The organism is Myroides sp. C15-4 (assembly GCF_050522745.1).
Lineage (GTDB): Bacteria > Bacteroidota > Bacteroidia > Flavobacteriales > Flavobacteriaceae > Flavobacterium.
The window spans coordinates 22,664-48,127 of record NZ_JBMVQX010000009.1 but is presented as its reverse complement, the minus strand read 5'-3'; the positions used below and the strand labels follow the sequence as shown (position 1 = coordinate 48,127).

The window sequence follows — 25,464 nt, the reverse complement described above, 5'->3', positions numbered from 1 at the left end:
TAATTAGAAGTTGACATTTAAACCAATAGAGAAGTTGCGTGTAGGAGGAACCCCTAAACCATCATTCCCGTAAAAGCGAGCATCTAAACTCGGGCTTACACTTGGATCCCAGCCGGAGTATTTGGTCAAGAGCAATAAGTTGGTCGCTTGTACGTAAAGGCGCAATCCTTTTAGGTTGATTTTGTCCAAGAATTTTTGATCAAAATTATAGCTTAGTGTAGCGGATTGAATTTTGAAGTAAGAACTGTCTTCTAACCAGCGATCGGAGTTTCTATTGTTGTTGGTATCGCCCATTAAAGCGCGGGGATATCGATCAGTAGAACCAGGCCCTGTCCAGCGGTTGTCATAGTATTCCTCCAAGATTGGGAAGCGATCCCCTAATTTTCCGAGTACGCCTGGTTTCCATCCTGCATAGACATCATTGCCATAAGAAAAAGTGGAGAGAATATCCAATTGGAAGTTTTTATAGCGGAAACTGTTGTTCCATCCTCCAAAAAAATCAGGATTAGAACTGCCAATCACTTCTCTATCGTTGTCGTTGATGAGGTTATTGCCATCCTTGTCTTTCCATCTGACATCACCCGCGCGAACTCCACGCTCGTATTGTTCTTGTGGAACTTCTCCGTCATATTGGTAAATGCCATCTTGAACAAATAGATAAAAAGAACCAATATCTTTTCCTACCTGTAAGGCGCGGTTCCCTCCAATGGATAAAGGCTCGCCTTGGTTGTCGATTAACTGGGTAATCTTGTTTTTATTTGTTGCTATGTTAAAGTTTGAAACCCATTGAAAATTATTGAAAGTCAGGTCTGTACCTAAAGCAATTTCAATTCCTTTGTTTTCCATAGAACCAATATTCGTCAGGATACTCGACATCCCAGAAGTGGCGTGTATAGGCATGGAATACAATAAATTGTTGGTTTTCTTTTTATAGAGATCCATGCTGAAGGTCAATTGACGATTGAAAAAGCCTAAATCCATACCAAAGTTTGTTTGATTTGCTTTTTCCCAAGTCAGCGCATCATTTCCAAAGCTCGATACTGCAATTCCACTAGCTAAACCATAGTCATTTCCACCAGATAATAGGGAGAGATACCCGTAGTTGTTGATTCCTTCTTGGTTTCCTGTACTACCATAACTCAGTCTCAATTTAGCGTCAATCCCTGTATTTTGCATAAAGGCTTCCTGATCGATATTCCATCCCAAAGAAACAGAAGGAAACCACCCCCAACGGGTATCAGGTGCAAATTTAGACGAGCCATCGGTACGAATAGAAGCGTTTAAGATGTATTTACTTAAATAATCCAAGGAAACACGAGAGAAATAGGATTCCATGGCATATTCCGTCACATAACCCGTAGCTCCTGTAATTTCTGAAGCAACGTTAATCACATCAAAAGAAGGAGAAGGAAAACCACGCCCGTCAATACCTGTGGTATTATTCGTTACTTTTTGAAAGGTATGCCCCGCCATCGCTGTTAAACCAAAATCATTGAAGTTTTGGGTATAGGTTAAGATGTTTTCTGTTTCGAGGTTTAAAATCGTGCGTTTTGAATCCACTAAACGTCCAACACCTGTGCCGTAGGGGTGTTTTTCATTGTAATACAGGTAGTCGTACGTATAGTTAAAGTCGGTATTGAGACTGTTGCGAAAGGTTAAATTGGGTAAGATTTTAATATCGGCATACAGATTTCCAACATAACGGAACAGATCCAGGTAGGTTTTTTGCTCGTTGAGAATCTGAATAGGATTGTGTCTTAGTAATTCCTCTGTTCCTCCAATATAGTAGTCGCCATTGGGTTTATATGGACGATCAAAAGGACGTTGTTCAATCGCTCTAGCTACGATGGTCGTTCCTAAGTTAGGACCGGGAACTTGGTTGTTTCGAACATAGGAGAGGTTGCTGTTGGTGCCAATGGTCAACCAAGGTGTCACTTCTGTTTGCAATTTGGTATTCAAATTATAGCGCTTCATGCTATTGGTTTTGATAACCCCTTCTTGCTGTAAAAAGGAGGCGCCGACATAATACGTGGTCTTCTCTGATCCCCCTGAAAAAGAGAGGTCAACATCTGTAAAGCTTCCTCTTTGGGTAATGATATCCAGCCAATTGGTGTCGGGTAAATCGCCAAAAGGATTGCTAATCGGGCTCTTATAGTCTTTATCGCCCACTTGGAGGTTGTATTGGTTGTTGTAATTGCTAACTCCCTCGTTGTATTGCGCAATATATTTGTCTGAATTGGTAATCTTTAATTTGTTCTTATTTGCAAATTCAGAAATTCCGGTATTGATGTTGAATCGCACCGCACTGCTATTCTTCTTTCCTGATTTGGTTGTAATAATAATAACCCCATTGTTGGCACGTGAACCATAAATAGCGGCTGCTGCGGCATCTTTAAGTACCTCGATAGATTCAATGTCTTTCATGTTAATCGTACTCAGGGAGCTCATGCCTTCCCCCATATTGAAAAGCTGAGCCGAAGGGTTGTACAACGGAATACCATCAACAACATAGAGTGGTTCGTTACTTGCGCTAATAGACGAAATTCCACGAATAGAAACGCGTTCGCCTGTTCCTAAATTACCCGAGCTCAAATTGACATTGACCCCAGCCATTTGCCCTTGTAACAGTTCCACAGGGGAGGCTACGGTGCGCATATTTTCGGGTGAAACACTCATCTTATCAATAGCAGTGGTCACTAATCGCTTTTGTTGCGTCCCATAACCTACGATGATGATTTCGTCCAAATCACTCGTGCTTTCTCCGAGCTGAATATTGAGGTTTTCTTTCGCTAAGACGAGTTGTGTGGTAAACCCAACAAAGGAAATCTTTAATTGATCTTTACCTACCAAGGCTTTGATACTAAAATTACCATCAATATCACTTAAGGTACTTGTTTCGCTACCTTGTACTTGAATAACCGCACCGGGTAAGGGTTCACCAGCTGCATCAGTCACCTTTCCTTTTATGTGTTGAGTAGGCTGTGTGGCAGTTGTTGAGCGTTGACTAGCAAAAGAAATCAAGTTGTTGTTGATGCGATAATTCGTACTAGTTGACTGAGCTACAGCATCAAGGATTTCCGTAAGTACAGAAGTACTTTTAGAAAAGGAAACGGGTTGATTGATGTCGATCATCTCAGATGAAAAAACAACTTTATAGGTTGTCTGTTCCTCTATGTGCTTAAAAACATCACCTACATTTGTTTTTTTGGCTGCCAAAACAATAGTCATCCCAGTGGCATGGTCTGCAGTAGGCTGACTAAAGGCAAAGTTGTATTGTGCGCCTAAGAGCATACAACAAGTTAGATACAAACGAATTCGCTTGTTCAATGTTGTGTTGTTAATCATGTGTTTTTGCTTCGTTTATAGTTATTAAATGGTTTTGATTGTGATAAACTAAGTTGTTGATAAAGCAGAAGCTATCCAGAATGTCTGTTAAACTGCTGTTGCGATAATCTCCTGTAATCTTAATCTGTTGAATATTTGAATGTTTGGATAAAATAATAATATCAAATTCCTGTTCTATACTGGCTTTCCAATGCGCAAAAGAAGCATTAACCATCTGTAAAGAAGAGCGCCAAGAGGAAATGTGCTCTTGGTCAGCATTGTATTTTTGTAGCTGTTTATTTTTGTACTCCGCCTTTTCTTTAGGCTGAAGAAGAACATAGATTTGATTCAAGGGGTCTTCCACTTTCACTTGACCTGTTTCGACCTCAATAACCGTCTGTGTTTCTTCTTCTTTTATCCAAAACGAAGTGCCAAGCACCGAAGTTTTAACTTGAGTGCCACTAATCGTAAAAGGGAGTTGAGGATTTCGTGCAATGTCAAAAAAAGCGTGTCCTTTAAATTGAATGTCTCGGTTTTTGGTGTTGAAGTCCTGAGACACAGATAGTGTGGCTCCTGGTAAGAGAGTGATCGTCGATTGGTCGGCTAAGGTAATTGTTCGAGAACTATACGTGGCGGTATAGGTGTCTATTGTCGGATAATAGTTGTAGTAATAAACAGAGGCCAAACCAAGAAATAAAAAACAGACACTGAATAGAAGAGCTTTGGTTGTGTTCCTTCTTTTTTTATTCTTTTTTGAGGTGTGCGCCAAGATGGCGCGAAGCATGTTGTTTTTTAATGTTGTGTTGGTCTGTATGGTGGCTAAAGGAAGTTGGTCTTCTCCCATCTTCGCTATAAAGGACGCTATGACCTGCTTTTCTGTTTCCGAAGCTACCCCTTGTTGGTAATGGGTCAACATGGTTTTAAATTTACTCTCCATATACGTGGTATTATACTAGAAAGAGTAATAAAACAAAGCCTGCCCCTACGCCTAAAAAGAAGCCTAACGTTTTCTTAAACTACATGATGATTTGGTAATAATCCCCCGTTGGAAATAAATACAGCAGTAAAAAGTAAAAATCTAAGGTATAGGGCAAATTCGACTTTAATGTCTTCAATGCTTTGGAAATTTGATTTTCTACGGTACTTTCAGAAATCGCTAACTTAGACGCAATTTCTTTATAGGTGTGGTGCTTGTAAAAACGAAGATTAAAAATCTCTAAACAACGCACGGGCAGTACTTCTTGTGCCTTGTTGTAGATTAACTGAAGCAATTGATCCTTAAAGAGATTCTCTTCTTCATATGTTAGTAATTCGTGTTCCGTTAGTACGTGGTATACCGATTCTAACTGAACCGTATTAAATGGAACATTTTTTAAATAGTACAAGCTTTTGTTTTTGACAGAGGTAATTAAATAAGCCTTTGCATTGTCAATGGTCAAACCATCAAAATTGTTCCAAATGCTAATGAAAACTTCTTGTACAACATCAGAAGCCAAGGTCTCATCGCGTAAAATAGTGAAGGCATACTGATATAAAACGTCCCAATGTAAGTGGTAATGGGTGTTAATCCATTTGTCTTTTGCTGTGTGCATAGAACTGAAATTTGTTTGGAGCTAAAGTACTATTACCTTACGAGTCTACTATTAAGCGAGTATTAAAGCATCGTTATATAAAGTTGAAGGAGAACTAAAAAAAGCGAAAAAAGAGGTACCTTGTTGAAAAAATAAAATAAGATGAAAAATCCATCAACTTATCTAGCCCCTACGTACCTCAGTGATGTTGTAACCTATGACGAGCCAGCGTATTTTCAAGAGATGATTGATATTGAATGGCGTGGACAAATACAATCCACTACGGGAGGAAGAAAATTTAAGCTCTACTATTGTGGAACTTATGACGAAGATATTGAGCTATTGCTGGATCAGGATGATTTTCCCGTTGTCGTTTATGCTGAAGATTGCCAGACTAAGGAGCGTATTTTACTTTTTGACTATGCCAAACACGGTTATGATGCGCTATTTTGTGATGAATACGAAGAGGAATTACTCAAACAACGGGAGGGAGAACTTCAACAGTTACACTTAGGTGGAGAAACGGAGTTTGAAATCCTTGTTTACGCGTACTACGGTATTGATTATGACGAGGAAATGGAAGAATTTTTAAATGAAAAAGGACAAATAGAATTGATCTCAGGGGAGATTATTTCGCCAGAAGATCTCAAACGCAATGGATTTGATTTTTTTGGTATGGATGTGATTGATACAAAAGGAAATAGACAGACGCTTGTTGAGTTTGAATTAGCATAAGGACAGGGCTAAAGTAGCCCTGTCAAGATAATAAAAACGTTAAAAAGGGAAGAATCTACAAGTGTTGGCGCAAGACTTTTAAAGTTTGTGCTACACCTTCTTGCGCTTGAGGCGTCCCGCTATTAGCTAGTAGGATATAAGCTTTATGCGTAGCTGTGTCAATCAAACAGTAAGAGAAGAACGTACCATCAGAACCTGCATGTTCATATTGTATGTGCTTGTCTTTTTTCGTAACTGCCCATCCCAGGGCATAAGGATATTTGGTGCTAAATAAATCGCGATACAAAGCGGCAGAAAGTACATTATTCGCCCCTGCAAGACCTGCTAAATTAAGTTGAATGTACTTGATGTAGCTGAAGACAGTCATGCTTAAATCACCAGCAGGCTCAATCAAGCTGAGGTTGTATTCAAATGTTGGTGGAACAGGAGTTAGTTCTCCTTCGGATAAGGCATGTCCCCAAGGTTGATCTTCTAAATTTCGATTAGGCCAGCCTATGACATAGTTGAGGTGTAGTTCGTCTCCTAAAACTTCTTGAACCAAGGTTTCCCATGATTTATTCGTCACTTTCTCTAGCATAGAGGCAGCAATGGAGTATCCTGCGTTGGAATAGAAGTACGGTTCTTTTGTTTCAATGGGATCTTGAGTCAGTACAAACTGAGAAAAAGCGGTTCGCTGTTGTTGTTTTGTTCCTGTAAAGGAGGGTAGAGCTAATCGTTCACTACCATTGGTATAGGCATGAACACCTGCACGATGCGATAGGAAATCAGCTAGGGTAGCCTTGTAATACGCAGGGTTGGCTTGTTTCTTTGCTTCGGGATATAAATCGAAATAAGTGGTATTCCAGCTAATAAGCCCCTCTTGAACGAGGGTGGCCGCGATAAAAGCAGTGATGGCTTTGGAGTTGGATCCCAAGTGAAAATAGTCGACCAAGGATGCATGGCTCTGCGTATCTGTACTTTTGTGTGTGCCTGATGTTCCTAAGCTGAGTATACTGTCTTGGGTAATTACCGCATAGGTTAGCTGAGGAATGTTATGTGCTTGTCTAATTTGTTGAATTTGATGATCTATCGTTTGCGCTTGTGGCGCCTGCATCGATAAGATGAAGAGAAGGAAGATTACTTTTTTCATAGCGGAATAATTCTAGTTCATCCAAATAAGGTACGAAAAAAATCGCAGAAATTGAGTTTCCAAAAGGAAGAAAAGGCTAAAGAGAGCGAAAAACAAGGCAGCAATACCTGTTGTTTCTTCCCTAAAAAGAGGAGAAAATGACAGAAGAGGCGATATTATTTTTAAAAAAGACTATTTTCCTGCTTTTGCTTTTTGTGACTTAAGGAGTTATATAGTATCTTTGGCGCTTCAAAGTATTAAATAATACCGATATGTTTGATAATTTAAGCGATAAATTAGATAAAGCCTTTCATATTCTTAAGGGACATGGTAAAATTACGGAGGTAAACGTTGCAGATACCTTAAAAGAAGTGCGTAGAGCCCTTTTAGATGCCGACGTTAACTTTAAGATTGCCAAAGATTTTACGAATAAAGTAAAAGATAAAGCCTTAGGACAAGATGTATTGACTACGCTTCAACCGGGTCAATTGATGATCAAAATCGTGAAAGACGAATTGACGCAATTGATGGGAGGGGAAGCTGCTGGAATTAATCTATCGGGTACTCCTTCAGTTATCTTAATGTCAGGTTTACAAGGATCAGGTAAAACAACCTTTTCGGGTAAATTGGCAAACTTCCTAAAAACAAAAAAGAACAAGAAACCGTTATTGGTAGCGTGTGACGTATATCGTCCTGCGGCTATTAATCAGTTGCACGTTGTAGGAGAGCAATTGGGGGTTGAGGTATATTCAGAAGAAGGAAACAACAATCCGGTTCAAATTGCTGAAAATGCAATTAAATATGCGAAATCAAATGGTTTTAACGTTGTAATCGTCGATACCGCTGGTCGTTTGGCCGTTGATGAAGAGATGATGACTGAGATTGCCAATATTCACAAAGCAATTGCGCCACATGAAACTTTGTTTGTTGTGGATTCCATGACAGGACAAGATGCCGTAAATACAGCGAAAGCATTTAACGATCGTTTGAATTTTGACGGGGTAATCCTTACAAAATTAGACGGGGATACACGCGGTGGAGCTGCGATTTCTATTAAATCCGTAGTAAACAAACCGATCAAGTTCATCGGAACAGGAGAAAAAATGGATGCGATTGACGTATTCTATCCAGAACGTATGGCTGATCGTATCTTGGGGATGGGAGACGTTATTTCCTTAGTTGAACGTGCACAAGCACAATACGACGAGGAAGAAGCGCGTAAAATCCAAAAGAAAATCGCGAAAAATGAGTTTGGTTTTGATGATTTCTTAACGCAAATCCAACAGGTGAAAAAAATGGGTAGCATGAAAGACTTAGTCGGTATGTTACCAGGAGTTGGAAAAGCATTGAAAGATGTCGAAATCGAAGATGATGCGTTCAAACACATCGAAGCGATTATCCACTCCATGACACCAAAAGAAAGAGCAACACCATCGGTCTTGGATGCAAAGCGAAAACAACGTATTGCTAAAGGATCAGGTACAGATATTCAGCAGGTAAATCAATTGTTGAAACAATTCGATCAAATGAGTAAAATGATGAAGATGATGCAAGGGGCAAAAGGAAAGAATTTGATGCGAATGATGGGGCAAATGAAAGGCATGCAATAAAAATTAAAAAGAAGGTTTAAGGTTCACAATGAAGTTTAAACCTTCTTTATTTTACATACAACAACACACTAATTAGTACGATTTAATGCAACTACTAGACGGAAAAAAGGTATCGGAAGATATCAAAAACGAGATCGCAGCTGAAGTTCAACAAATGAAAGCTCGCGGAGAAAAAGTACCTCACTTAGCAGCAGTGCTTGTGGGAAGCAATGGCGCAAGTTTAACTTACGTTGGAAGCAAGGTAAAATCATGTGAACAAATTGGATTCGAATCTACTTTGGTGGCTTTACCAGAAGAAACAACAGAAGTAGAATTGTTAGCAAAAATCAAAGCATTGAACGAAGACCCTGCAATTGATGGGTATATTGTTCAATTGCCTTTACCCAAACACATTGACGAACAAAAAATTCTAATGGCTGTTGATGCAGACAAAGACGTTGATGGATTCCACCCAACGAACTTTGGTAAAATGGCTTTAGAAATGGAAACGTTCTTACCCGCAACTCCATATGGTATTATGGAGCTATTAGAACGTTACAAAGTGGAAACAGCAGGTAAAAATGTAGTGGTAATCGGCCGCTCTCATATTGTAGGTCGTCCTATGAGTATTTTGTTAAGTAGAAAAGGATACCCCGGAGATGCAACGGTTACTTTAACACACAGCCGTACCAAAGATATCGCAGCTATTACAAGAGAAGCGGATATCATTATCTCTGCTTTAGGCGTACCGTACTTCTTAAAAGCCGATATGGTAAAAGAGGGCGTAACAGTAGTGGATGTGGGAATTACACGCGTTCCAGATGCTGATGCACCAAGAGGTTATGTGATCGCTGGAGATGTGGACTTTGAGGAAGTAAGCAAAAAAGCAGCCTTCATCACCCCAGTACCAGGAGGAGTTGGTCCAATGACCATCGCTATGCTACTAAAAAATACACTTTTAGCGCGTGCAAGACGTGCGAAAAGAGGAGAATAATATTCAAAGGGTGTCCAATTGGGCGCCCTTTTTTTGTCATCTTTTATTTTGGATCAGAAGAAAGAGGTACAATAAGTTTTAACTAAATCGATCAACAACTTCTTCCCAAGAATTTAGTCGATTGGGATAATTGAGCGTTGCATTGTGATAGGCTGTAAATACAAAACCATTTGCGCCAAATCCAACTAAATTTTCCGTCATATCATCTAGTAAGATATCTGCTTTAATTAAAGGTTTATTCGCACAAAAAATCAGTTTTCTCCAAGTTAGTTCAGGGAAATTTTGCTCTATAAAGGCACAACGCGAAGCCAGCGAATGAGGAAATTCTAAAGCCGCCGAAACAACATAGATATCGTATTTCTCTGAAAGAATCGCAATGCCTTCTTGTGCCCCTTGAATAACAGCTACTTCTCGATAAAAATTCACCCTATTTTGTTGTTCCTTGATAAAGGAGATGTGAGAAGAAGGCAAGCAGTCATAAATAGTTTTTCCAAAAAGATCTTGTTTACTTAGATTTGCTGAGTATGCCTTATTATATAGCTCTAATACTAAAGTAATGGAATCTGCAAGAACTTCATCCATGTCGACAGCCAGGATGGGTTTTAAAATCTCTCTTCTATGCATGGTTTGGATATTTTAAATGATTATTAAAAATAAATCAATTATGTTTTAAATAATTGACTTTTTGTTGTTTAAAATAAATTTAACGAAGTGTAGGGAAAATCATATAAATAAGAATGAATATCACAAAGTGCAAAGTGCAAAGTGCGAACAGCAAAGAACAAAGCGCAAAGCGCGAATCTACGATTGACGGTATACGGTTAACTGAACTGTCAACTGTTGGCTAACCCTGTAACATTTGTTACACAATGTTACAATATTAATGCCTATTTTGGAGTATCAAACCAAAAACTCACAACATGAAAAAGCATTATCAAATCCTTATTATAGGAGCTGGAACCGCGGGTATTATGACGGCGGCCCAGTTAAAAAAGCGCGATTCAAATTTAGAAATTGCCCTTGTTGATCCTGCAGCGGAACATTATTACCAACCTGCTTGGACTTTAGTTGGTGCGGGAGCGTATGACAAACAAAAAACCATTCGACCCATGGCATCCCTAATTCCCAAAGGCGTTACCTGGATCCAAGATGAAGTAGTAGGTTTTGATGCGGATAATCAGGCCATTCAAACGAATAAACAAGGGGTGTTAACCTATGATTATTTGGTAGTTTGCCCAGGATTAGTCAATGATTATTCCCTGATTGAAGGATTAGCAGAAGCTGTTGAAAAAGGAGTCGTTTGCAGCAACTACATTGATCCAGAATACACCTGGAAACAACTGCAAGCCTTTCAAGGGGGAACCGCTATATTTACGCAACCCAGTACACCAATCAAATGTGGGGGAGCTCCTCAAAAAATTATGTATCTCGCTTGTGATTACTTTCGAAAGAAAGGAATAGATAAAAAAACAAAGGTCTATTTTCCCATGCCTGGGAGTGTAATTTTTGGTGTTAAAGTAATAGCCGATACACTATTAGAAGTTGTTGAGCGATATGGAATTGATTTTAAGCCTTTTCACAATCCTATTCGCATTGATGCAGAAGCGAAAATAGCCTATTTTAAGCCGACCAACGCCCAAGATAACCACTGTTTTGTAACCTCAGATGATCAACAACAACGAGTATTAGCAGCAGATGTTGTGGCCATGCCTTTTGATTTTCTACATTTAGCACCACCTCAAACAGCACCTGCTTTTGTAAAGAATTCTAACTTAGTTAATGCTATGGGATGGTTGGATGTGGATCACAATAGCCTACAGCACAATAAATATACTGCGATCTTTGGATTGGGAGATGTCGCTGGATTGCCTACAGCGAAGACTGGTGCCGCTATCCGCAAGCAAGTGCCCGTAGTAGTTGATAATCTAATGCGTTTAATTCAAAAGCAAGAGGCTACCAATAAAAGCTATACGGGTTATTCCTCTTGTCCGCTCGTTACGGGCTATGGTAAAATGGTCTTGGCAGAATTCAATTATAAAAATGAATTTATCCCCGACCCTAAATTGAAGCAAATATTGGTCTTTTCCAGTCATAAAGAACATTGGCGTTTGTGGATGCTAAAGAAACACCTGTTGCCTTATCTCTATTGGTCTAAAATGATGAAAGGCGAACAAGTATAACGACTAAACGAGAGATTTTTGTACAAGAGAACTCTCGTTTTTTTATGGAATATCCACAATTCTAGGGATAAGCAAAGAGGAGAAATAGAACTACCTTTAGGATGTAAAAAAGGAAAGATGAAACAAGAAGTAAAAAAAACAATGACTCCACAAAGAGAGTGGTTTTTAAAAGGGGAACAATACGCAAAAGCGATTAATGAGATGGTTGCTTTTGGCAATGAGCACGGATGGGATAAATGGGAAGGCGAAGAAGCTGAAGATAAAAGAGAGCATTTGGGAACAGTTGTCTTTGAAGCCTTAAAACAAGCCAATCTAGATGATACAATAGCTGCTTTTAGAGCGGACTTTCCACCAGCTTATACGCCTCTAATTCCATTTTTGGAAACCAAATCACAATACATTGGAGATATCGTAGCGATTGATGCCAATACAGTTGCTTTTTTAGCGGGAACTTCTTTTGAACGCAGAACTGCATACTTGGTATCGGGTACTACAGTTAGCCTACTAGACGAGCAAATGAAAGGATTGGGAAAATCCATGAAAAATAACGTAGTGGCTATTGCCTATGCGGATAAAATAGTAACATATCAAGGATGGAATGGACCTGTACTAGCGGAATTTCCATTGGGTGACCTCGATCAACTAGGTATTTCAAAACTGATCCCATTTAACGATGGAAAACGCGTTTTATTCGTTTCGATGGAAGGGATATATGTGCTACAGGAACAGGAGCAAAAGCTTATTCATCCCCTCTACACAGAAGAGGAGTTAAAAGAAGCGGAAGAAGAAGGATATGAACTGTCGATTGATATGGAAAATGCAACCCTATCACACGATAATACCTATATCGTAGTAGGGGATCAAGGAAGAGATCACCGCATTTTGACTGCCCATGGAGAGGAAGTAGGTGTAGTCGGCCCTCAATCGTCTTATCCGCATTTTTGCCTGTTTTCTAAAGATGACAAACAGTTAATCACCAATTCTTGTCACTTCTACAATGGAGTAACCATTGGGGTAGATGCCACGAAGTTGGACGGAATGAACGTAGAAGCCTATGAAGAAAGTGAAGATTTCGTTTATATGGATGAGAATATGCGTGTGTATCAAGGAGTAGCTCTACAAAATTACTATGTTTTAGGTGATGCTTATGGTTATATTCGCGCCATCAATCCAGCAGGAGAAGAAGTGTGGCAACACTTTTTAGGAGGTACAATTAGCGGAATCGCTGTTTCTGAAGATGAAACAACCTTGTGGGTAGGAACGTATTCTGGTGTTTTACACAAATTAGTGCTAGGCAAAGGAATACGCGATACGCACACCATTGGAACTAGTGATTTATATGAGGAATTCCGACTTTTAGTATGGAAACAAGAACCCCAAGTGTGGAGATGGTAATACAATAAAAAGAAGGATGACAGAAGATTATGTTGAAGTACTATTGGCGCATCTAAAGCAAACCATAGTATTGACCGATAGCGAAGTACAGCGCATCAGTGAAGTAGTGGAGATTGTAGTGCTCAAGCGAAAAGAGCACTTACTTCAACCGGGGCAATTGTCTCAACACATGCGATTTATAGCGAAAGGAAGTGCGCGTTGTTATTACTTAGACGAAAATTCGCAGGAACATACGTTGCAACTAGGTATTGAAGAATGGTGGATTAATGATTTGTATAGCTTTTTGACACAAACAGCATCCAAGCTTTTTATTCAAGCCATTGAACCAGCCGTGATTGTACAAATTAGCAGAGAAAACCTGGAGCAATTGTATGTTGAAATTCCCGCTATATCTACTTTTTTTCGTTTAAAAATACAAAATGCTTATATCGCCTTACAAGAGCGAACCCTTGAAAATATGAGTACGGAGGTATATAGTCGTTATCAGCGTTTTATCAAAGAATACCGCAATATTGAACAACGCGTACCTCAATATATGATTGCCTCTTATTTGGGGGTAACGCCAGAGTTTTTGAGCTATCTCAAGAAAAAACACCTCGATAGTCTTTCTTAAGATATCTTAAGAACTGTGTTTTAGCGAGCGAATACATTTGTCCTATGAAAATAAATAATCATAGACACATGGTATTGGCTCGTTTTTTTATACTCTTATTTGGATTGCTAACTCTTTCTGTTTTTGGACAATCCACAACCTATACGCCTGATATGATGCTAGGGCATCGATCTTATGGCTATACCCATACCGTCAGCCATAAACTATCAGATAAACTTACCCTTCAAAACCTTGTTTTATTTGATGCTGAATATGAAGAAGATACGCATAATATCTTTTTCATCCGAAATACCCTTGCCTATCAATTGCCTAAAAACGTTGTAGTAAATGTGGGGGTTGGCGTAAAAAATCCTGGCAAATTTGCCAGTGTTTACCTCCAATATCAACTAAAGCGAAAAAATTTTATTGGGGTCTATGGAGTAGGAACCACCCATCAAAAAGGATTCTCCTTAGAACAATCGCTGTTGTTGGAATATACGCCAAAATTAAACCAAGCCTGGGAGGGATTCTTTCGCCTTTCGGCTGTAGGTAATGTCAATCGACACGAATATACCCGTGGATTTCAACATATAAGAATAGGGGTGAAACGAGAAAAATTAGCACTTGGATTCGCTGCTAATTTTGAACAATTCGCCATGAGCTGGGATCACCTAGAAAATTACGGACTCTTTGTAAAAATAAACGTATAAAAATAGAACTAAATGAATACAAAATTAAACACAGGACTTTTACTTAGTCGAATTGCCATCGGATTTCCCATGTTGTTTTATGGCATTGGAAAAGTAGTACACGGTATTGGATTTATCCAACATGTGCTTGTTGAGAAAGGATTGCCTGCTTTTTTCGGGTATGGCGTATACGTAGGTGAAGTCATTGCTCCCCTGCTGCTATTACTCGGTTGGAGAACGCGTTTGGCTGCAGCTGTATTTGCAGTCAATTGCATAACAGCGGTGCTTCTCGTACAAAGTAGTCTTATTTTTAGCCTCAACGAAAATGGCGGATGGGCAGTAGAGTTGTTGTTGCTATATGCATTAATGGCGGTGAGTTTGTTCTTTACAGGCGGTGGGAAATACGCGCTTTCAACAAGTAATATATGGGATTAAAAAAGAAGTGTTACAAGAAAAAATGCAAGAGAAAAGTAGCAAACTGTATAGTAGATAACAGGATTATAAACAAGGGCTGTACAGCTACATCAGAACGAGACATGTTTTCTTTGTGGTACGTCCATAATGAGTCCATAATGAGTCTATTAAGTCTATTAAAATAACGGTTTCTAATAGACTTACGATAGACTCATACTAGATGTACAATGCAGGTATTAGGTTGAAATACCAAAGATAGATCGTTCATAGGTCGATTGAAGAGAAAGAGGGAACTTTTTAGGTTCCCTCTTTTTTTTAATGAAATTCGGCTTGATTCTTTTGTCATCTATACGGAGCTCCCTTACTTAATTATGTATATTTGTTAACACCAATACAAAAAACCTTTTTAAAACTAAAATCTTAAAAGAATGGAGATATACGCCAAGAGACATTCCCTTTTTCAACATAAATACAATGAGATTAGAAAAAAATACAAAATAGTAGGTGCCTTGCGTTTAGTCGCTTTTCTGGCGATTGTCTACTGTTTCTATTTGTCTGTATCTCGTGCAGATTATCAGTATTTATACGTAACAGGAGGTTTAGTGCTCGTATTTCTCATTTTCTTGCGTATTCACGCCTCTTACTCTTGGAAGATGCGCTATGCTGAAGCGCTGATGCAAATCAATCAAGAAGAAGATGACTTTGTCAAAAAAGATCATTGGCCTTTTGAAGAAGGCAATGAATTTCATACGCCTGATCATCCCTATGCCTTTGATTTGGATATTTTTGGACCAAAATCCATTTACCAATACCTCAATCGAACCGCTTCTTATAAAGGAAAAGAACATTTGGCAACGCTTTTAAAAAGCCGAAGCAACAAAGACGATATCCTCAAAAATCAAGAGGTGATAAAAGAACTCTCACAAAAGGTTGAGTGGAGACAAGAAATCTATGCCTATAGTAAATTGTCCAACCTCAATAAAGAAGCCTATGAACGATTGAAAAGTTGGAGTCAATCGAAGGTAAATACGTTGAGTAAGCTTTCTTTAGTACTTGCCTATGTTATGCCTTTGGTATTTGTCATAGCGTCCATCGGATTTTTTGTCGATTCGTCCAATATCATATGGGGGTATATAGCTTCTACTGTATTCTCGTTAAACCTCATTATGGCCATGGCAAAAGTGAGGTTGATCCAAGCAGAAATTGGTGGAGTTGAAAAAATACACGAAACCATTGAAAGCTATAGTGCGATTATCAAGCGAATAGAAAAGGAAGAATTTGCTACAACACGCATGAAAGAGTACTTGACCAAAATTAAAAGCGATTCGTTTAAAGCCAGTGTCGAACTCAAAAAATTATCGCGTTTATTTGAACAATTGGAAACGGTTGCCAATCTATTTGTGTCCATCTTATTTAATGGATTGTTTCAATTCCACGTCCATGTGTTGCACAAATTCTTAACGTGGAAGAAAGAAAAAGGAGGGTTGGTACTAACCGTTATTGATATCGTAGGGGAGGTTGAAGCCTTTAATTCGTTGGGAAACTATTCCTACAACAACAGAAGTTACACCTTTCCTGTGCTGAATGACACCAATCAAATGTCCTTCCAAGATCTAGGGCATCCCTTGCTAAATGCAAAGAAACGCGTGACCAATGACATCGATTTTTCCGATCAGCGTTTTGTGATTCTAACAGGATCCAATATGTCTGGAAAAAGTACGTTTTTGCGTACGATAGGAGTAAACTTGGTCTTAGCGGGAATAGGAGCACCGATTTGCGCAACAAAAGCTACATTTTTTCCATTGCCTTTATTGGTATCCATGCGCCTAACAGATTCGTTAGAAGACAGTGAATCCTACTTCTATGCGGAGGTGAAACGCTTGAAGATGATTATCGAACAAGTGCAGAGTGAATCGTGCTTTGTGTTGCTGGATGAGATTCTAAGGGGAACGAATTCGGATGATAAACAAAGTGGAACGATTGGGGTGATTCTCAAATTAATCCGCGAACAGACCTATGGTATGATCGCTACCCATGATTTGGAAGTGTGTAATACCACGAATGAGTATCCTGCTATCTTAATGAATAAATGTTTTGAAGTCGAAATTAAAAAGGACGACTTACATTTCGATTATAAAATAAGGGACGGTATTTGTCAGAATAAGAATGCAACCTTTATTATGAAGAAAATGCAGATTATTGATTAGTTAACTCTTAATCGTGTACTGTCAACTGGAAAAATGGTAGTGATAAATTTTGTTTTTTGTTATTATTAACATAAGTTTGCTTGGACTAAATCAGATGAAAAATGAAAAAGGTAATGATTACAGAGGGTAAAAAACCACAACTTTATGGCCTATTAGGGATTTCCTTTGTAGCCCTAGGACTTTTATTGATGCAAGATATGCCCGTGTTTTACTGGTTTTTTAATGGTGCAGGTTTGTTTTTCGGGGTAACAAGTTTTTTTCTTTCCTTGAAACAATTGAAGCGTAAAAAAGAAGTAAATCAATAAAAATAAAGAAATTACAAGATAAAAAGTAAAGGCTGTTCCTGATTAAGGAACAGCCTTTACTTTTTATATAGAATCAAATAAGTTTAAGCTAAGGTAGAAACTAAGGTATTGATTAAATCTCGAGCAATAGGTTCTGCTGCTTGTACTGCTTTGAGTACTTCATCGTGGTTGACATCAGCAATCCCATCTTCGTTCCCCATATCAGAAATCACTGAAATACCGAAAACCTTCATGTCCATGTGACGGGCTACGATTACTTCTGGAACGGTTGACATCCCTACACAATCACCGCCTACTGCGCGTACCATTTTGTATTCCGCTAGGGTTTCAAATGTTGGTCCTTGCAAACCGTAGTATACGCCTTCTTTAATATCGTAGTTTTTTGCTTTTGCAATGACTTGGGCTTGTTCAATAATGCTTTTGGTGTACACTTCATTCATATTGACAAAACGAGGACCAAAACGCTCGTCATTATGCCCGCGTAATGGATGATCAGGAAAGGCATTGATGTGATCTTTAATAATCATGATATCACCTACTTTAAAGGATGGATTAACTCCTCCAGAAGCATTGGAAACAATAAGTGTTTCTACACCTAAGTACTTCATCACGCGAATTGGAAAAACCGTAGTTTTAATATCATAGCCCTCATAGTAGTGAAAACGCCCTTGCATGGCTACCACTTTTTTACCTCCAATTGTTCCGAAGATCAGGGCTCCTTTATGTCCTTGAACCGTAGATACTGGAAAGTTGGGAATATCGGCATAGGAAATCTCATGCTCAATAGTGATATCTGCTGTTAGGTTACCCAATCCTGAGCCTAAAACGATACCGATTTCTGGTTTAAAATTCGTTTTTTCAATGATGAATCGAACGGTTTCTTGTACTTTCTCCCACATAGTTTAAAATTTTAGTGTCAAACGCTTCGCTATGGTTTAAAAAAGCGGTTTGAATAGGTAAATAAAATAATTGACGTTCAGGAAGAAGTCCATTGAGACGAACATAATCTTTTTCCGTTGTGATGATCGATCTTCCTGCTGCTGTCTTCAAAATTAACTCAATATCAGCAGGTGAAAAATGATGATGGTCAGGAAAAGTCAAACACGTTGTGTCTTCTTTTTTGAGGTGATCGAAAAACGATTGGGGTTTTGCGATGCCTGCGACCATAATAAAATCCTCCTGAATTAATTGAGTAACCTCCACTGAATCAGACTTTGAATATGCAATTTTACTAAAATCAATATACGTAAAAAAAGACAATTGTCTTTGCTTTAGATGTAATTGTTGTGTTATGTTTTTTTGTTGGGCAGGGCTGAGGTCTTTCGGACATTTGGTAATCACGATAATATCTGCGCGTTTTGCTCCTTTTCTCGATTCTCTTAAATTACCTGTAGGCAATATAAAATCGTTAAAATAAGGATCATCATAGGTGGTAAGTAAAACGTATAGTCCCCCTTGAAAAGCGAGATGCTGAAAAGCATCATCCAAAACGATAACCTCTGTTTGTGGTTTTTCTTCCAAAATACGGCGAACTCCATTCACGCGTTTGGCATCCACAGCTACGGCGATGTTGTCAAATTTGGTGTGATACTGAAAGGGCTCATCGCCAATTTGTTCCATGGTTGTCTGAGCATCAGCTAAGAAGAACCCTTCGCTTTTTCTCTTGTATCCTCTGCTTAATGTTGCGGTTTGATAGCGGTCTTTCAACAGGCGAATAATATATTCTACCATGGGGGTTTTTCCTGTTCCACCCACGCTGAGGTTGCCCACCACAATCGATGGAATAGCAAAAGCAGTGCGCTTGAATAGACCTATCGCATAGAACCAGTTGCGGATTCCTGTAATACAACCATATAAAATGGCAAAAGGAAAAAGTAAAAGACGGAGTAATTTCATCCTACGAAAGTATTACTTTTTTTAGCTTTTAGAAAGAAATAGTAAGAAGTGTAGTTGGGAAGACTGCTGTAGCATGGTCATATAATTGGAGACTGAGTAAAGAAAGAAGAAAGGAATAAATTGGTTTTTGTATCTTTGAGAAATAATGATTGATAGCTTGTAATTGAATATGAAAGTAAAAAATATTATTCCCATTTTGGAAGAGCTTGCTCCTTTGAGTTATGCTGAGGATTTTGACAATGTAGGCTTGCTTGTGGGCAGTTATGAGCAGGAAGTCAATGGAATTTTAGTTTGCCACGATGCATTGGAAACCGTTGTTGAAGAGGCAATTGAAAAACAATGCAACCTTATTGTGTGTTTTCATCCCATTCTCTTTTCGGGTTTGAAAAAGATTACGGGAAAAAATTATGTTGAAAGAGCAGTGATTAAAGCAATCAAAAACGATATTGCCATTTATGCGATTCACACCGCTTTAGACAATCATCAGGAAGGCGTCAACAAAATTTTTTGCAATACGCTTGGCTTGACGAATACCAAAATATTACTGCCTAAAGCGAACTATATTCAAAAATTGGTAACTTATGTTCCCATGCAAGAGACCGAAAAGGTACGACAAGCTTTATTTGCTGCAGGCGCTGGAGCGATTGGCAATTACGAACACTGTAGTTTTGTATCCGAAGGAACAGGTAGTTTTAAGGGAAATGAGAAGAGCAATCCCGTACTTGGAAAGGCAGGAATAGAAGAAGTTGTTGCTGAAAATAAAGTGGAGGTCACGTTTGAAAAACATTTGCAGGGTAAAATTTTGCGTAATCTATTCCAAGCGCATCCGTATGAAGAAGTGGCTTATGAGCTGTATAACCTAGAGAATAAGTTGCAAAATGTAGGAATGGGTATGATAGGCGAATTGAAGCAACCCATGGAAGAACGCGCTTTTTTGGAGCTGGTAAAAGACAAAACAGGGACGGGCGGTATTCGCCATAGCGCACTTTTGGGTAAACCCATTCAAAAAGTTGCTGTGCTTGGCGGTTCAGGAAGTTTTGCTATTAAAGCAGCCTTACAGCAAAAAGCAGATGCTTTTATTACGGCCGATCTAAAATACCATCAATTTTATGAGGCTGAAAACCAGCTTGTTTTGGCTGATATTGGTCATTTTGAAAGTGAAAGATATACAAAAAATTATATAGTTGAGTTTCTTTCAAAAAAAATGCCTAATTTTGCAGTTATTTTATCAACAGTAAATACGAATCCAGTTAACTACTTATAACGATGACAAAGAAAAAAGAATTAACGGTTGAAGAGAAATTAAGAGCGCTTTACGACTTACAATTGATTGACTCAAGAATCGATGAAATCAGAAATATGAGAGGAGAGCTACCTCTTGAAGTTGAAGACTTAAAAGACGAAGTTGCTGGACTTAACAAACGCTTAGAGAAACTTCATGTAGATTTAAATGGCATCGAAAGTGGTATTAAAGAGAAAAAAAATGCCATTGAAGAGTTTAAAGAAGCTATTAAAAAGTATACTGAGCAACAAAACGAAGTAAAAAATAACAGAGAATTCAACTCTTTAGAAAAAGAAATTGAATTTCAAAAGTTAGAAATCGAACTTGCTGAAAAACACATTCGTGAGATGAAAGTGAGTATCGAGAATAAAAAAAGCAACATTGCACAAACAGAAGAGCGTTTGAATGCACGTAATGAGCACTTAACTCACATTGAAGCAGAGTTGAAAAACATTATGTCAGAAACAGAACGCGAAGAGCAAACGTTGTTAGCTAAATCAGAAGAGTTCAAACAAGATATTGAAGAGCGTTTATTAAATGCGTATTTGAGAATCAGAGGAGGAGTTAAAAATGGATTAGCAGTAGTGTCAATTGAAAGAGGAGCTTCTGTAGGATCGTATTTTACCATTCCACCACAAACGCAAGTAGAAATTGCTGCGCGTAAAAAAATCATTACCGATGAGCACAGTGGACGTATTCTTGTAGATAGCGCTTTAGCTGAAGAAGAAAAAGAAAAAATCGACGCGATTATCGCTGGTTTAAAATAATATAAAGCCTCTTTTTAAGAGGCTTTTTTTTGTATGGAAAAAGTAGTTGGCACTTTAGTGAATGTTCTTAGCCTTATTTCAGTAAATAAAGCCGTTTACTGGGTGCATAAACTTTTTTCTACCCCGCGTAAGGGAAAGCTTCAGCCTGCGCATTTACCCGAATTCTTGCAGCAAGCAAAAGTGGAAACCTTGGTCTATCAAGGGGAACAGGTTTATACCTATCAATGGCATACACAAGCGATTGATAAACCCTTGATTTTATTGATCCACGGTTGGGAAAGCAATAGTGCCCGTTGGGAAGCCCTGCACACCTATTTAGGAGATGCCTTTCGCCTGATCGCTTTTGATGCGCCGAGTTTAGGACAGAGTAAGGGAAAAAACTTGAGCGTAAAGAATTATCAAGAAGTAATTGATCTCGTCATTCAACACTTTCAACCGCAAGGTGTTGTCGCACATTCTTTAGGTGCTTTTACCGCCTTTCAACAGTTGAGTGTTACATCCTATCCTTCGGTTCAAAAGGCCGTTATTTTAGGATCGTTTGATCGCTTTGAGGAAATTTTAGCCCAGTACTTTCTCTTGTTAGGCTATAACCGTCGATTGCGTCAAGCGTATCGCCACTATATTGAAACGCTCCTCGGACAGCCCTTAGCGAATTATTGTAGTACACAAGCGACAACAACCATGCCTATTCCCATCCTGTGTATTCATGATATTCACGATGCACAAGTCTCTTTTCAAGAAGCTATAGGGTTTCATCAGGCACTTCAAGCAAAGAACAATCCAGTAGTCACGACAATTGATTTGGGGCATAGCCTCCAAGATCCCTTGGTTTTTGAAACAATTCGTACGTTTTTAAGCTAGAACGTATTTCTTTGTATAAGTAACGAAATTTATTATTTACTTTTGCGCTATGGAAAATCAAGAAACGCGTTTAAATAAATATTTATCAGAAGTGGGGTTCTGCTCGAGAAGAGAAGCCGATCGATTAATCGAAGAAGGACGCATTACAGTAAATGGAAAGCTACCTGAACTAGGATTAAAGGTAACTGATGCAGATGAAATCCGTGTGAATGGAAAACTGATCCGACAAACTAATGAAGATTTTGTCTATTTAGCTTTTAATAAACCCGTGGGCATTGAATGTACCACCAATAAAAAAGTAAGAGATAATATTGTAGACTATATCAATTACCCTAAACGCATTTTTCCAGTAGGACGTTTGGATAAGGATAGTGAAGGATTAATTATCATGACTAATGATGGCGATATTGTCAATAAGATATTGCGCCAAAAGAACAATCACGAAAAAGAATATATTGTTACCGTAAACAAGCCAATTACCGATCGTTTCATCCAACGCATGGGGCAAGGGGTGCCTATTTTAGATACCATGACCAAAGAATGTCGTGTGGAGCGAATTAGTCGTTTTGTCTTTCGAATATTCTTGACACAAGGGCTAAATCGACAAATTCGACGCATGTGTGAGTATTTTGATTATGATGTAGTAGCGCTAAAACGCATTCGAATTATCAATATCAGCCTAGATGTACCCGTAGGACAATACCGCGAAATTACAGCAGCTGAATTGGCTGAATTGAATCAATTGATCGCCCCTTCGATTAAAACAGAAGAAGCAAGCCTTACTCAGGATGCAAGACAACCAGAAAAAAGCACAACATCGGTGGAACACAACCGCCAAGAGGATAGAAGACCGAAAAAGAAGTTCGACAGAGAGCGAAATAATTCTAAAAAATCAGGTCCAACACTGCGTAACGAAAGAATTTCAAGAAGAAGAGAGAATTAAATATTAATTCTCTCTTTTTTGTTTTTATTGCGATATCCATTATTTTAAAGAACATCCCTTTCAGAAATAGTTCTCATTTTGAGTACATAATTCAAATATCTCATTCACGAATCAAATGTAATTTGAAATTAGTCTAAATAATTTTTAGATATGTTAAAAAAGTCTATATATTTGCATGCTGTTTATATTAAGTCTAAATAAAAGCATATTTACCAATTACTACAATTTATTCGTCCATGAGGAAATTTCTATTACTAACCACGTGTATCCTAGGCCAATTATTTGCTGCTCATGCACAACACAAACCCACAAGTATTGGGGGAGTTGTACAAGATGAGAAGGGAAATCCCATCGATTTTGCAACAGTTGCCTTGGTGGAAACAAAAAAGAGTGATTTAACTAATGAGCAAGGAGCTTTTAAGCTAAAAGTAGGCGCTGGAGGTACTTACAAATTAGTGGTTCAACATATTAGTTATGAATCAGTAGAGCTTCGCGTTACTGTTGAAGATGGGGAACAGGTAAAGAAACACATTGTCCTAAAAGCGAAAGACGCCATTTTAGATGATGTGATCTTACAGGTGAAGAGCCCTATTGAAAAAGTGAGAGAGTCTGCGTATAATGTAATTGCAATTGATGCGAAACCCTTATACAACACCTCTTTGGATGTTTCAGGTGCGCTAGACCGTGTTTCGGGTGTAAAAGTGAGAAGAGATGGAGCAGAAGGATCAGATTATACGTTTTCCATGAACGGATTTAGTGGTCGTCATATTCGATTCTTTATGGATGGCGTTCCGATGGAGGGATTTGGAAGTGAGTTTAAGATTAACAACCTACCCATCACCATGGTTGATCGCATCGAAGTATATAAAGGAGTAGTTCCTGTTGAATTTGGCTCTGATGCTTTAGGTGGTGCCGTTAATATTATCACGAATAAAGCCAAGGAAACTAAAATTGATGCTTCCTTTGCTACCGGTTCTTTCAATACCTATAAAAGTCACCTTAATGTAAGTAAGGTTTTTGATAATGGTATGACCTTTCAAGTGAATGCTTTCCAAAATTATTCGGATAACAACTACAAAGTATACGTTCCTGTTGCCAATTTAAAAACGGGGGTTTACTCTAAAGAAAAACAATGGGTAAAACGATTCAACGATCGCTTTCAAACCGCTACCGTAGTGGCTAAAGTAGGGGTGATAGATAAGTCGTATGCCGACCGATTACTCCTAGGATTTACCTATGGAGAAGGTAAAAAAGGCGTGCAAACTGGAACGATTATGGAAAAGGTGTTTGGACAGAAAAAGCGTCGCTCCGTAACCATTATGCCTTCCTTAGAATACAGCAAACGCAACTTGTTTACTGAAGGATTAGATGTAACACTTACCTCTACCTATAACGCCGGATACAACCAAAATATCGATACCTCAAGATACAAGTATAACTGGGCAGGTGAGCGTATTAAAACCATGAAAAAAGGAGAATCTGGTGGAGGTCCTTCTCTAGTGAAATTCTTTGACCACAACGGTTCAACTACAGCCAATATCAGTTATAAAGTAAACGACAAACACGCGTTTAGTTTAAATAACGTGATTTACTACTTCAATAGAAAAACAGAAGACCCCCTAGCAGTTAAAGAAACGGAAAGCGAAAAGAAAAGTGAAACGACGCGTAGAAGTTTAAAAAATATCACGGCTTTATCTTATCGATATAATATCCTAGATAACTTGAATGTATCCATCTTTGGAAAACACTATTCCATTAAACACACCTATCTAAGTGAAAGTACCAGTGTAGATAAAAGTGGATATGGAATAGCAGCGACCTATCTATGGAAGGATTTTCAGGTAAAATCCTCTTTTGAGAAAACGTACCGCCTGCCAACAGACAGCGAATTGTTTGGTGATGGGGATATGGTTTGGGGAAATACAGGCTTAAAACCCGAAGCAGGGAATAACTACAATTTCAACTTGAGCTATTCAACTGTTCTAGATAAAGTACACGCAGTATTTGCAGATGCAGGATTTGTATATCGCAAAACAGAAGACTATATCCGAAGCAATCCCTATGGATCAGGATCAAGAGCGTCTAGTGTGAATATCGGTGGAGTAGAAAGCATTGGCCTCAATGTGGAAGCTCGTTATGTGTACAATGATTTCTTGCAATTAGGAGGAAGTTTAACTACACAAAGTATCCGCAGTAAACAAAAGTATGCTATTGGAAGTGATACAGAGTTAAACTCCTATTATGAAGAGCGCATTCCCAATGAACCCTATTTCTTTGGGTCTCTTGATGCGGGCTTGTTGTTTAAAGATTTAGGTCAAAAGGGGAATAACCTAAATGTAGGCTATAACTTGAGATATATTGATCATTACAGTTATGATTTCCAGAGTATAGGTGAAGAACCGATCTGGATTCCTTCTCAAGTGGTACACGATGTAAGTGCTTCCTATAGTTTATTTAAAAACGCCTTACATCTTACAGTAGAAGTTAATAATCTATTCGACAAACTAGCGTATGATAATTACAGCTTCCAAAAACCAGGAAGAAGTGTGATGTTTAAAATCCGCTATAGCTACTAAAAATAATCTAAATTATAATCTATTAATATCAAATTA

General features: G+C 38.5%; 22 protein-coding genes. 15 read left to right on the top strand and 7 right to left on the bottom strand.

Going from position 1 to position 25,464, the window contains the following annotated elements; translation table 11 throughout:
- Nucleotides 1-3: 3 nt before the first annotated feature.
- The 3 genes from ACPDHL_RS06270 to ACPDHL_RS06260 form a co-directional block, all read right to left on the bottom strand.
- On the bottom strand, nucleotides 4-3,345 hold the full coding sequence (locus ACPDHL_RS06270) for a SusC/RagA family TonB-linked outer membrane protein (RefSeq protein WP_430531938.1): 3,342 nt from the start codon (nucleotides 3,343-3,345) through the stop codon (nucleotides 4-6).
- Nucleotides 3,338-4,261 (bottom strand): FecR family protein, encoded by a 924-nt coding sequence (locus tag ACPDHL_RS06265; RefSeq protein ID WP_430531937.1) that lies wholly within the window; start codon nucleotides 4,259-4,261, stop codon nucleotides 3,338-3,340. Before ACPDHL_RS06265 ends, ACPDHL_RS06270 begins: the two co-directional genes overlap by 8 nt.
- A 79-nt stretch (nucleotides 4,262-4,340) precedes the next feature.
- Nucleotides 4,341-4,916, bottom strand: coding sequence for a sigma-70 family RNA polymerase sigma factor (locus tag ACPDHL_RS06260; protein WP_430531936.1), 576 nt, complete (start codon nucleotides 4,914-4,916; stop codon nucleotides 4,341-4,343).
- Between the two features lie 141 nt (nucleotides 4,917-5,057).
- On the opposite strand from ACPDHL_RS06260, the gene ACPDHL_RS06255 reads away from it, so the two are divergent.
- Nucleotides 5,058-5,630, top strand: coding sequence for a hypothetical protein (locus ACPDHL_RS06255; RefSeq protein ID WP_430531935.1), 573 nt, complete (start codon nucleotides 5,058-5,060; stop codon nucleotides 5,628-5,630).
- Between the two features lie 55 nt (nucleotides 5,631-5,685).
- On the opposite strand, the gene ACPDHL_RS06250 is transcribed toward ACPDHL_RS06255, so the two are convergent.
- Nucleotides 5,686-6,759, bottom strand: coding sequence for a serine hydrolase domain-containing protein (locus ACPDHL_RS06250; protein ID WP_430531934.1), 1,074 nt, complete (start codon nucleotides 6,757-6,759; stop codon nucleotides 5,686-5,688).
- Between the two features lie 251 nt (nucleotides 6,760-7,010).
- Here ACPDHL_RS06250 and ffh point away from each other — a divergent pair, with 251 nt between their 5' ends.
- Together ffh and ACPDHL_RS06240 are read left to right on the top strand one after the other, a co-directional pair.
- Nucleotides 7,011-8,348: a signal recognition particle protein gene (gene ffh, locus ACPDHL_RS06245; RefSeq protein ID WP_430531933.1), complete on the top strand. Its 1,338-nt coding sequence runs from the start codon at nucleotides 7,011-7,013 to the stop codon at nucleotides 8,346-8,348.
- Between the two features lie 85 nt (nucleotides 8,349-8,433).
- Nucleotides 8,434-9,321, top strand: coding sequence for a bifunctional 5,10-methylenetetrahydrofolate dehydrogenase/5,10-methenyltetrahydrofolate cyclohydrolase (locus tag ACPDHL_RS06240; protein ID WP_430531932.1), 888 nt, complete (start codon nucleotides 8,434-8,436; stop codon nucleotides 9,319-9,321).
- Between the two features lie 78 nt (nucleotides 9,322-9,399).
- Here the strand turns inward: ACPDHL_RS06240 and ACPDHL_RS06235 are convergent, their stop codons facing one another.
- Nucleotides 9,400-9,945 (bottom strand): 5' nucleotidase, NT5C type, encoded by a 546-nt coding sequence (locus ACPDHL_RS06235; RefSeq protein ID WP_430531931.1) that lies wholly within the window; start codon nucleotides 9,943-9,945, stop codon nucleotides 9,400-9,402.
- A 296-nt stretch (nucleotides 9,946-10,241) separates the two neighbouring features.
- On the opposite strand from ACPDHL_RS06235, the gene ACPDHL_RS06230 reads away from it, so the two are divergent.
- The 7 genes from ACPDHL_RS06230 to ACPDHL_RS06200 all read left to right on the top strand — a co-directional run bounded on the left by ACPDHL_RS06230 (nucleotide 10,242) and on the right by ACPDHL_RS06200 (nucleotide 17,103).
- Entirely contained in the window at nucleotides 10,242-11,501 is a 1,260-nt protein-coding gene (locus ACPDHL_RS06230) for an FAD-dependent oxidoreductase (RefSeq protein WP_430531930.1), read from the top strand.
- Between the two features lie 117 nt (nucleotides 11,502-11,618).
- Nucleotides 11,619-12,896 carry a hypothetical protein gene (locus ACPDHL_RS06225; RefSeq protein WP_430531929.1) on the top strand — a complete coding sequence of 426 codons (1,278 nt, stop codon included), beginning with the start codon at nucleotides 11,619-11,621 and terminating at the stop codon, nucleotides 12,894-12,896.
- Nucleotides 12,897-12,912: 16 nt separating this feature from the next.
- Complete coding sequence (locus ACPDHL_RS06220; protein WP_430531928.1) at nucleotides 12,913-13,509, top strand: Crp/Fnr family transcriptional regulator; 597 nt, start codon at nucleotides 12,913-12,915, stop codon at nucleotides 13,507-13,509.
- A 44-nt stretch (nucleotides 13,510-13,553) separates the two neighbouring features.
- A complete protein-coding gene (locus tag ACPDHL_RS06215; RefSeq protein WP_430531927.1) occupies nucleotides 13,554-14,198 on the top strand; it encodes a hypothetical protein in 645 nt (214 codons plus the stop codon).
- 12 nt (nucleotides 14,199-14,210) lie between these two features.
- Nucleotides 14,211-14,612, top strand: coding sequence for a DoxX family protein (locus ACPDHL_RS06210; RefSeq protein WP_430531926.1), 402 nt, complete (start codon nucleotides 14,211-14,213; stop codon nucleotides 14,610-14,612).
- Between the two features lie 407 nt (nucleotides 14,613-15,019).
- Nucleotides 15,020-16,798: a MutS-related protein gene (locus ACPDHL_RS06205; RefSeq protein WP_430531925.1), complete on the top strand. Its 1,779-nt coding sequence runs from the start codon at nucleotides 15,020-15,022 to the stop codon at nucleotides 16,796-16,798.
- Nucleotides 16,799-16,899: 101 nt separating this feature from the next.
- On the top strand, nucleotides 16,900-17,103 hold the full coding sequence (locus ACPDHL_RS06200; protein ID WP_430531924.1) for a hypothetical protein: 204 nt from the start codon (nucleotides 16,900-16,902) through the stop codon (nucleotides 17,101-17,103).
- Nucleotides 17,104-17,186: 83 nt separating this feature from the next.
- Here ACPDHL_RS06200 and ACPDHL_RS06195 read toward each other — a convergent pair whose 3' ends face one another.
- Together ACPDHL_RS06195 and lpxK are read right to left on the bottom strand one after the other, a co-directional pair.
- A complete protein-coding gene (locus tag ACPDHL_RS06195) occupies nucleotides 17,187-18,002 on the bottom strand; it encodes a purine-nucleoside phosphorylase (RefSeq protein WP_430531923.1) in 816 nt (271 codons plus the stop codon).
- Nucleotides 17,962-18,999: a tetraacyldisaccharide 4'-kinase gene (gene lpxK / locus ACPDHL_RS06190; protein WP_430531922.1), complete on the bottom strand. Its 1,038-nt coding sequence runs from the start codon at nucleotides 18,997-18,999 to the stop codon at nucleotides 17,962-17,964. Before lpxK ends, ACPDHL_RS06195 begins: the two co-directional genes overlap by 41 nt.
- A 169-nt stretch (nucleotides 19,000-19,168) precedes the next feature.
- Between lpxK and ACPDHL_RS06185 the strand changes: the two genes are divergently transcribed.
- The 5 genes from ACPDHL_RS06185 (at nucleotide 19,169) to ACPDHL_RS06165 (ending at nucleotide 25,428) form a co-directional block, all read left to right on the top strand.
- Nucleotides 19,169-20,263: a Nif3-like dinuclear metal center hexameric protein gene (locus ACPDHL_RS06185; protein ID WP_430531921.1), complete on the top strand. Its 1,095-nt coding sequence runs from the start codon at nucleotides 19,169-19,171 to the stop codon at nucleotides 20,261-20,263.
- A 2-nt stretch (nucleotides 20,264-20,265) separates the two neighbouring features.
- Nucleotides 20,266-21,048, top strand: a complete 783-nt coding sequence (locus ACPDHL_RS06180) for a zinc ribbon domain-containing protein (RefSeq protein WP_430531920.1) — start codon at nucleotides 20,266-20,268, stop codon at nucleotides 21,046-21,048.
- Between the two features lie 33 nt (nucleotides 21,049-21,081).
- Nucleotides 21,082-21,909 carry an alpha/beta fold hydrolase gene (locus tag ACPDHL_RS06175; RefSeq protein WP_430531919.1) on the top strand — a complete coding sequence of 276 codons (828 nt, stop codon included), beginning with the start codon at nucleotides 21,082-21,084 and terminating at the stop codon, nucleotides 21,907-21,909.
- A 49-nt stretch (nucleotides 21,910-21,958) separates the two neighbouring features.
- Complete coding sequence (rluF, locus tag ACPDHL_RS06170; protein ID WP_430531918.1) at nucleotides 21,959-22,852, top strand: 23S rRNA pseudouridine(2604) synthase RluF; 894 nt, start codon at nucleotides 21,959-21,961, stop codon at nucleotides 22,850-22,852.
- 236 nt (nucleotides 22,853-23,088) lie between these two features.
- Nucleotides 23,089-25,428, top strand: coding sequence for a TonB-dependent receptor (locus tag ACPDHL_RS06165; protein WP_430531917.1), 2,340 nt, complete (start codon nucleotides 23,089-23,091; stop codon nucleotides 25,426-25,428).
- The last annotated feature ends 36 nt before the right edge of the window (nucleotides 25,429-25,464 follow it).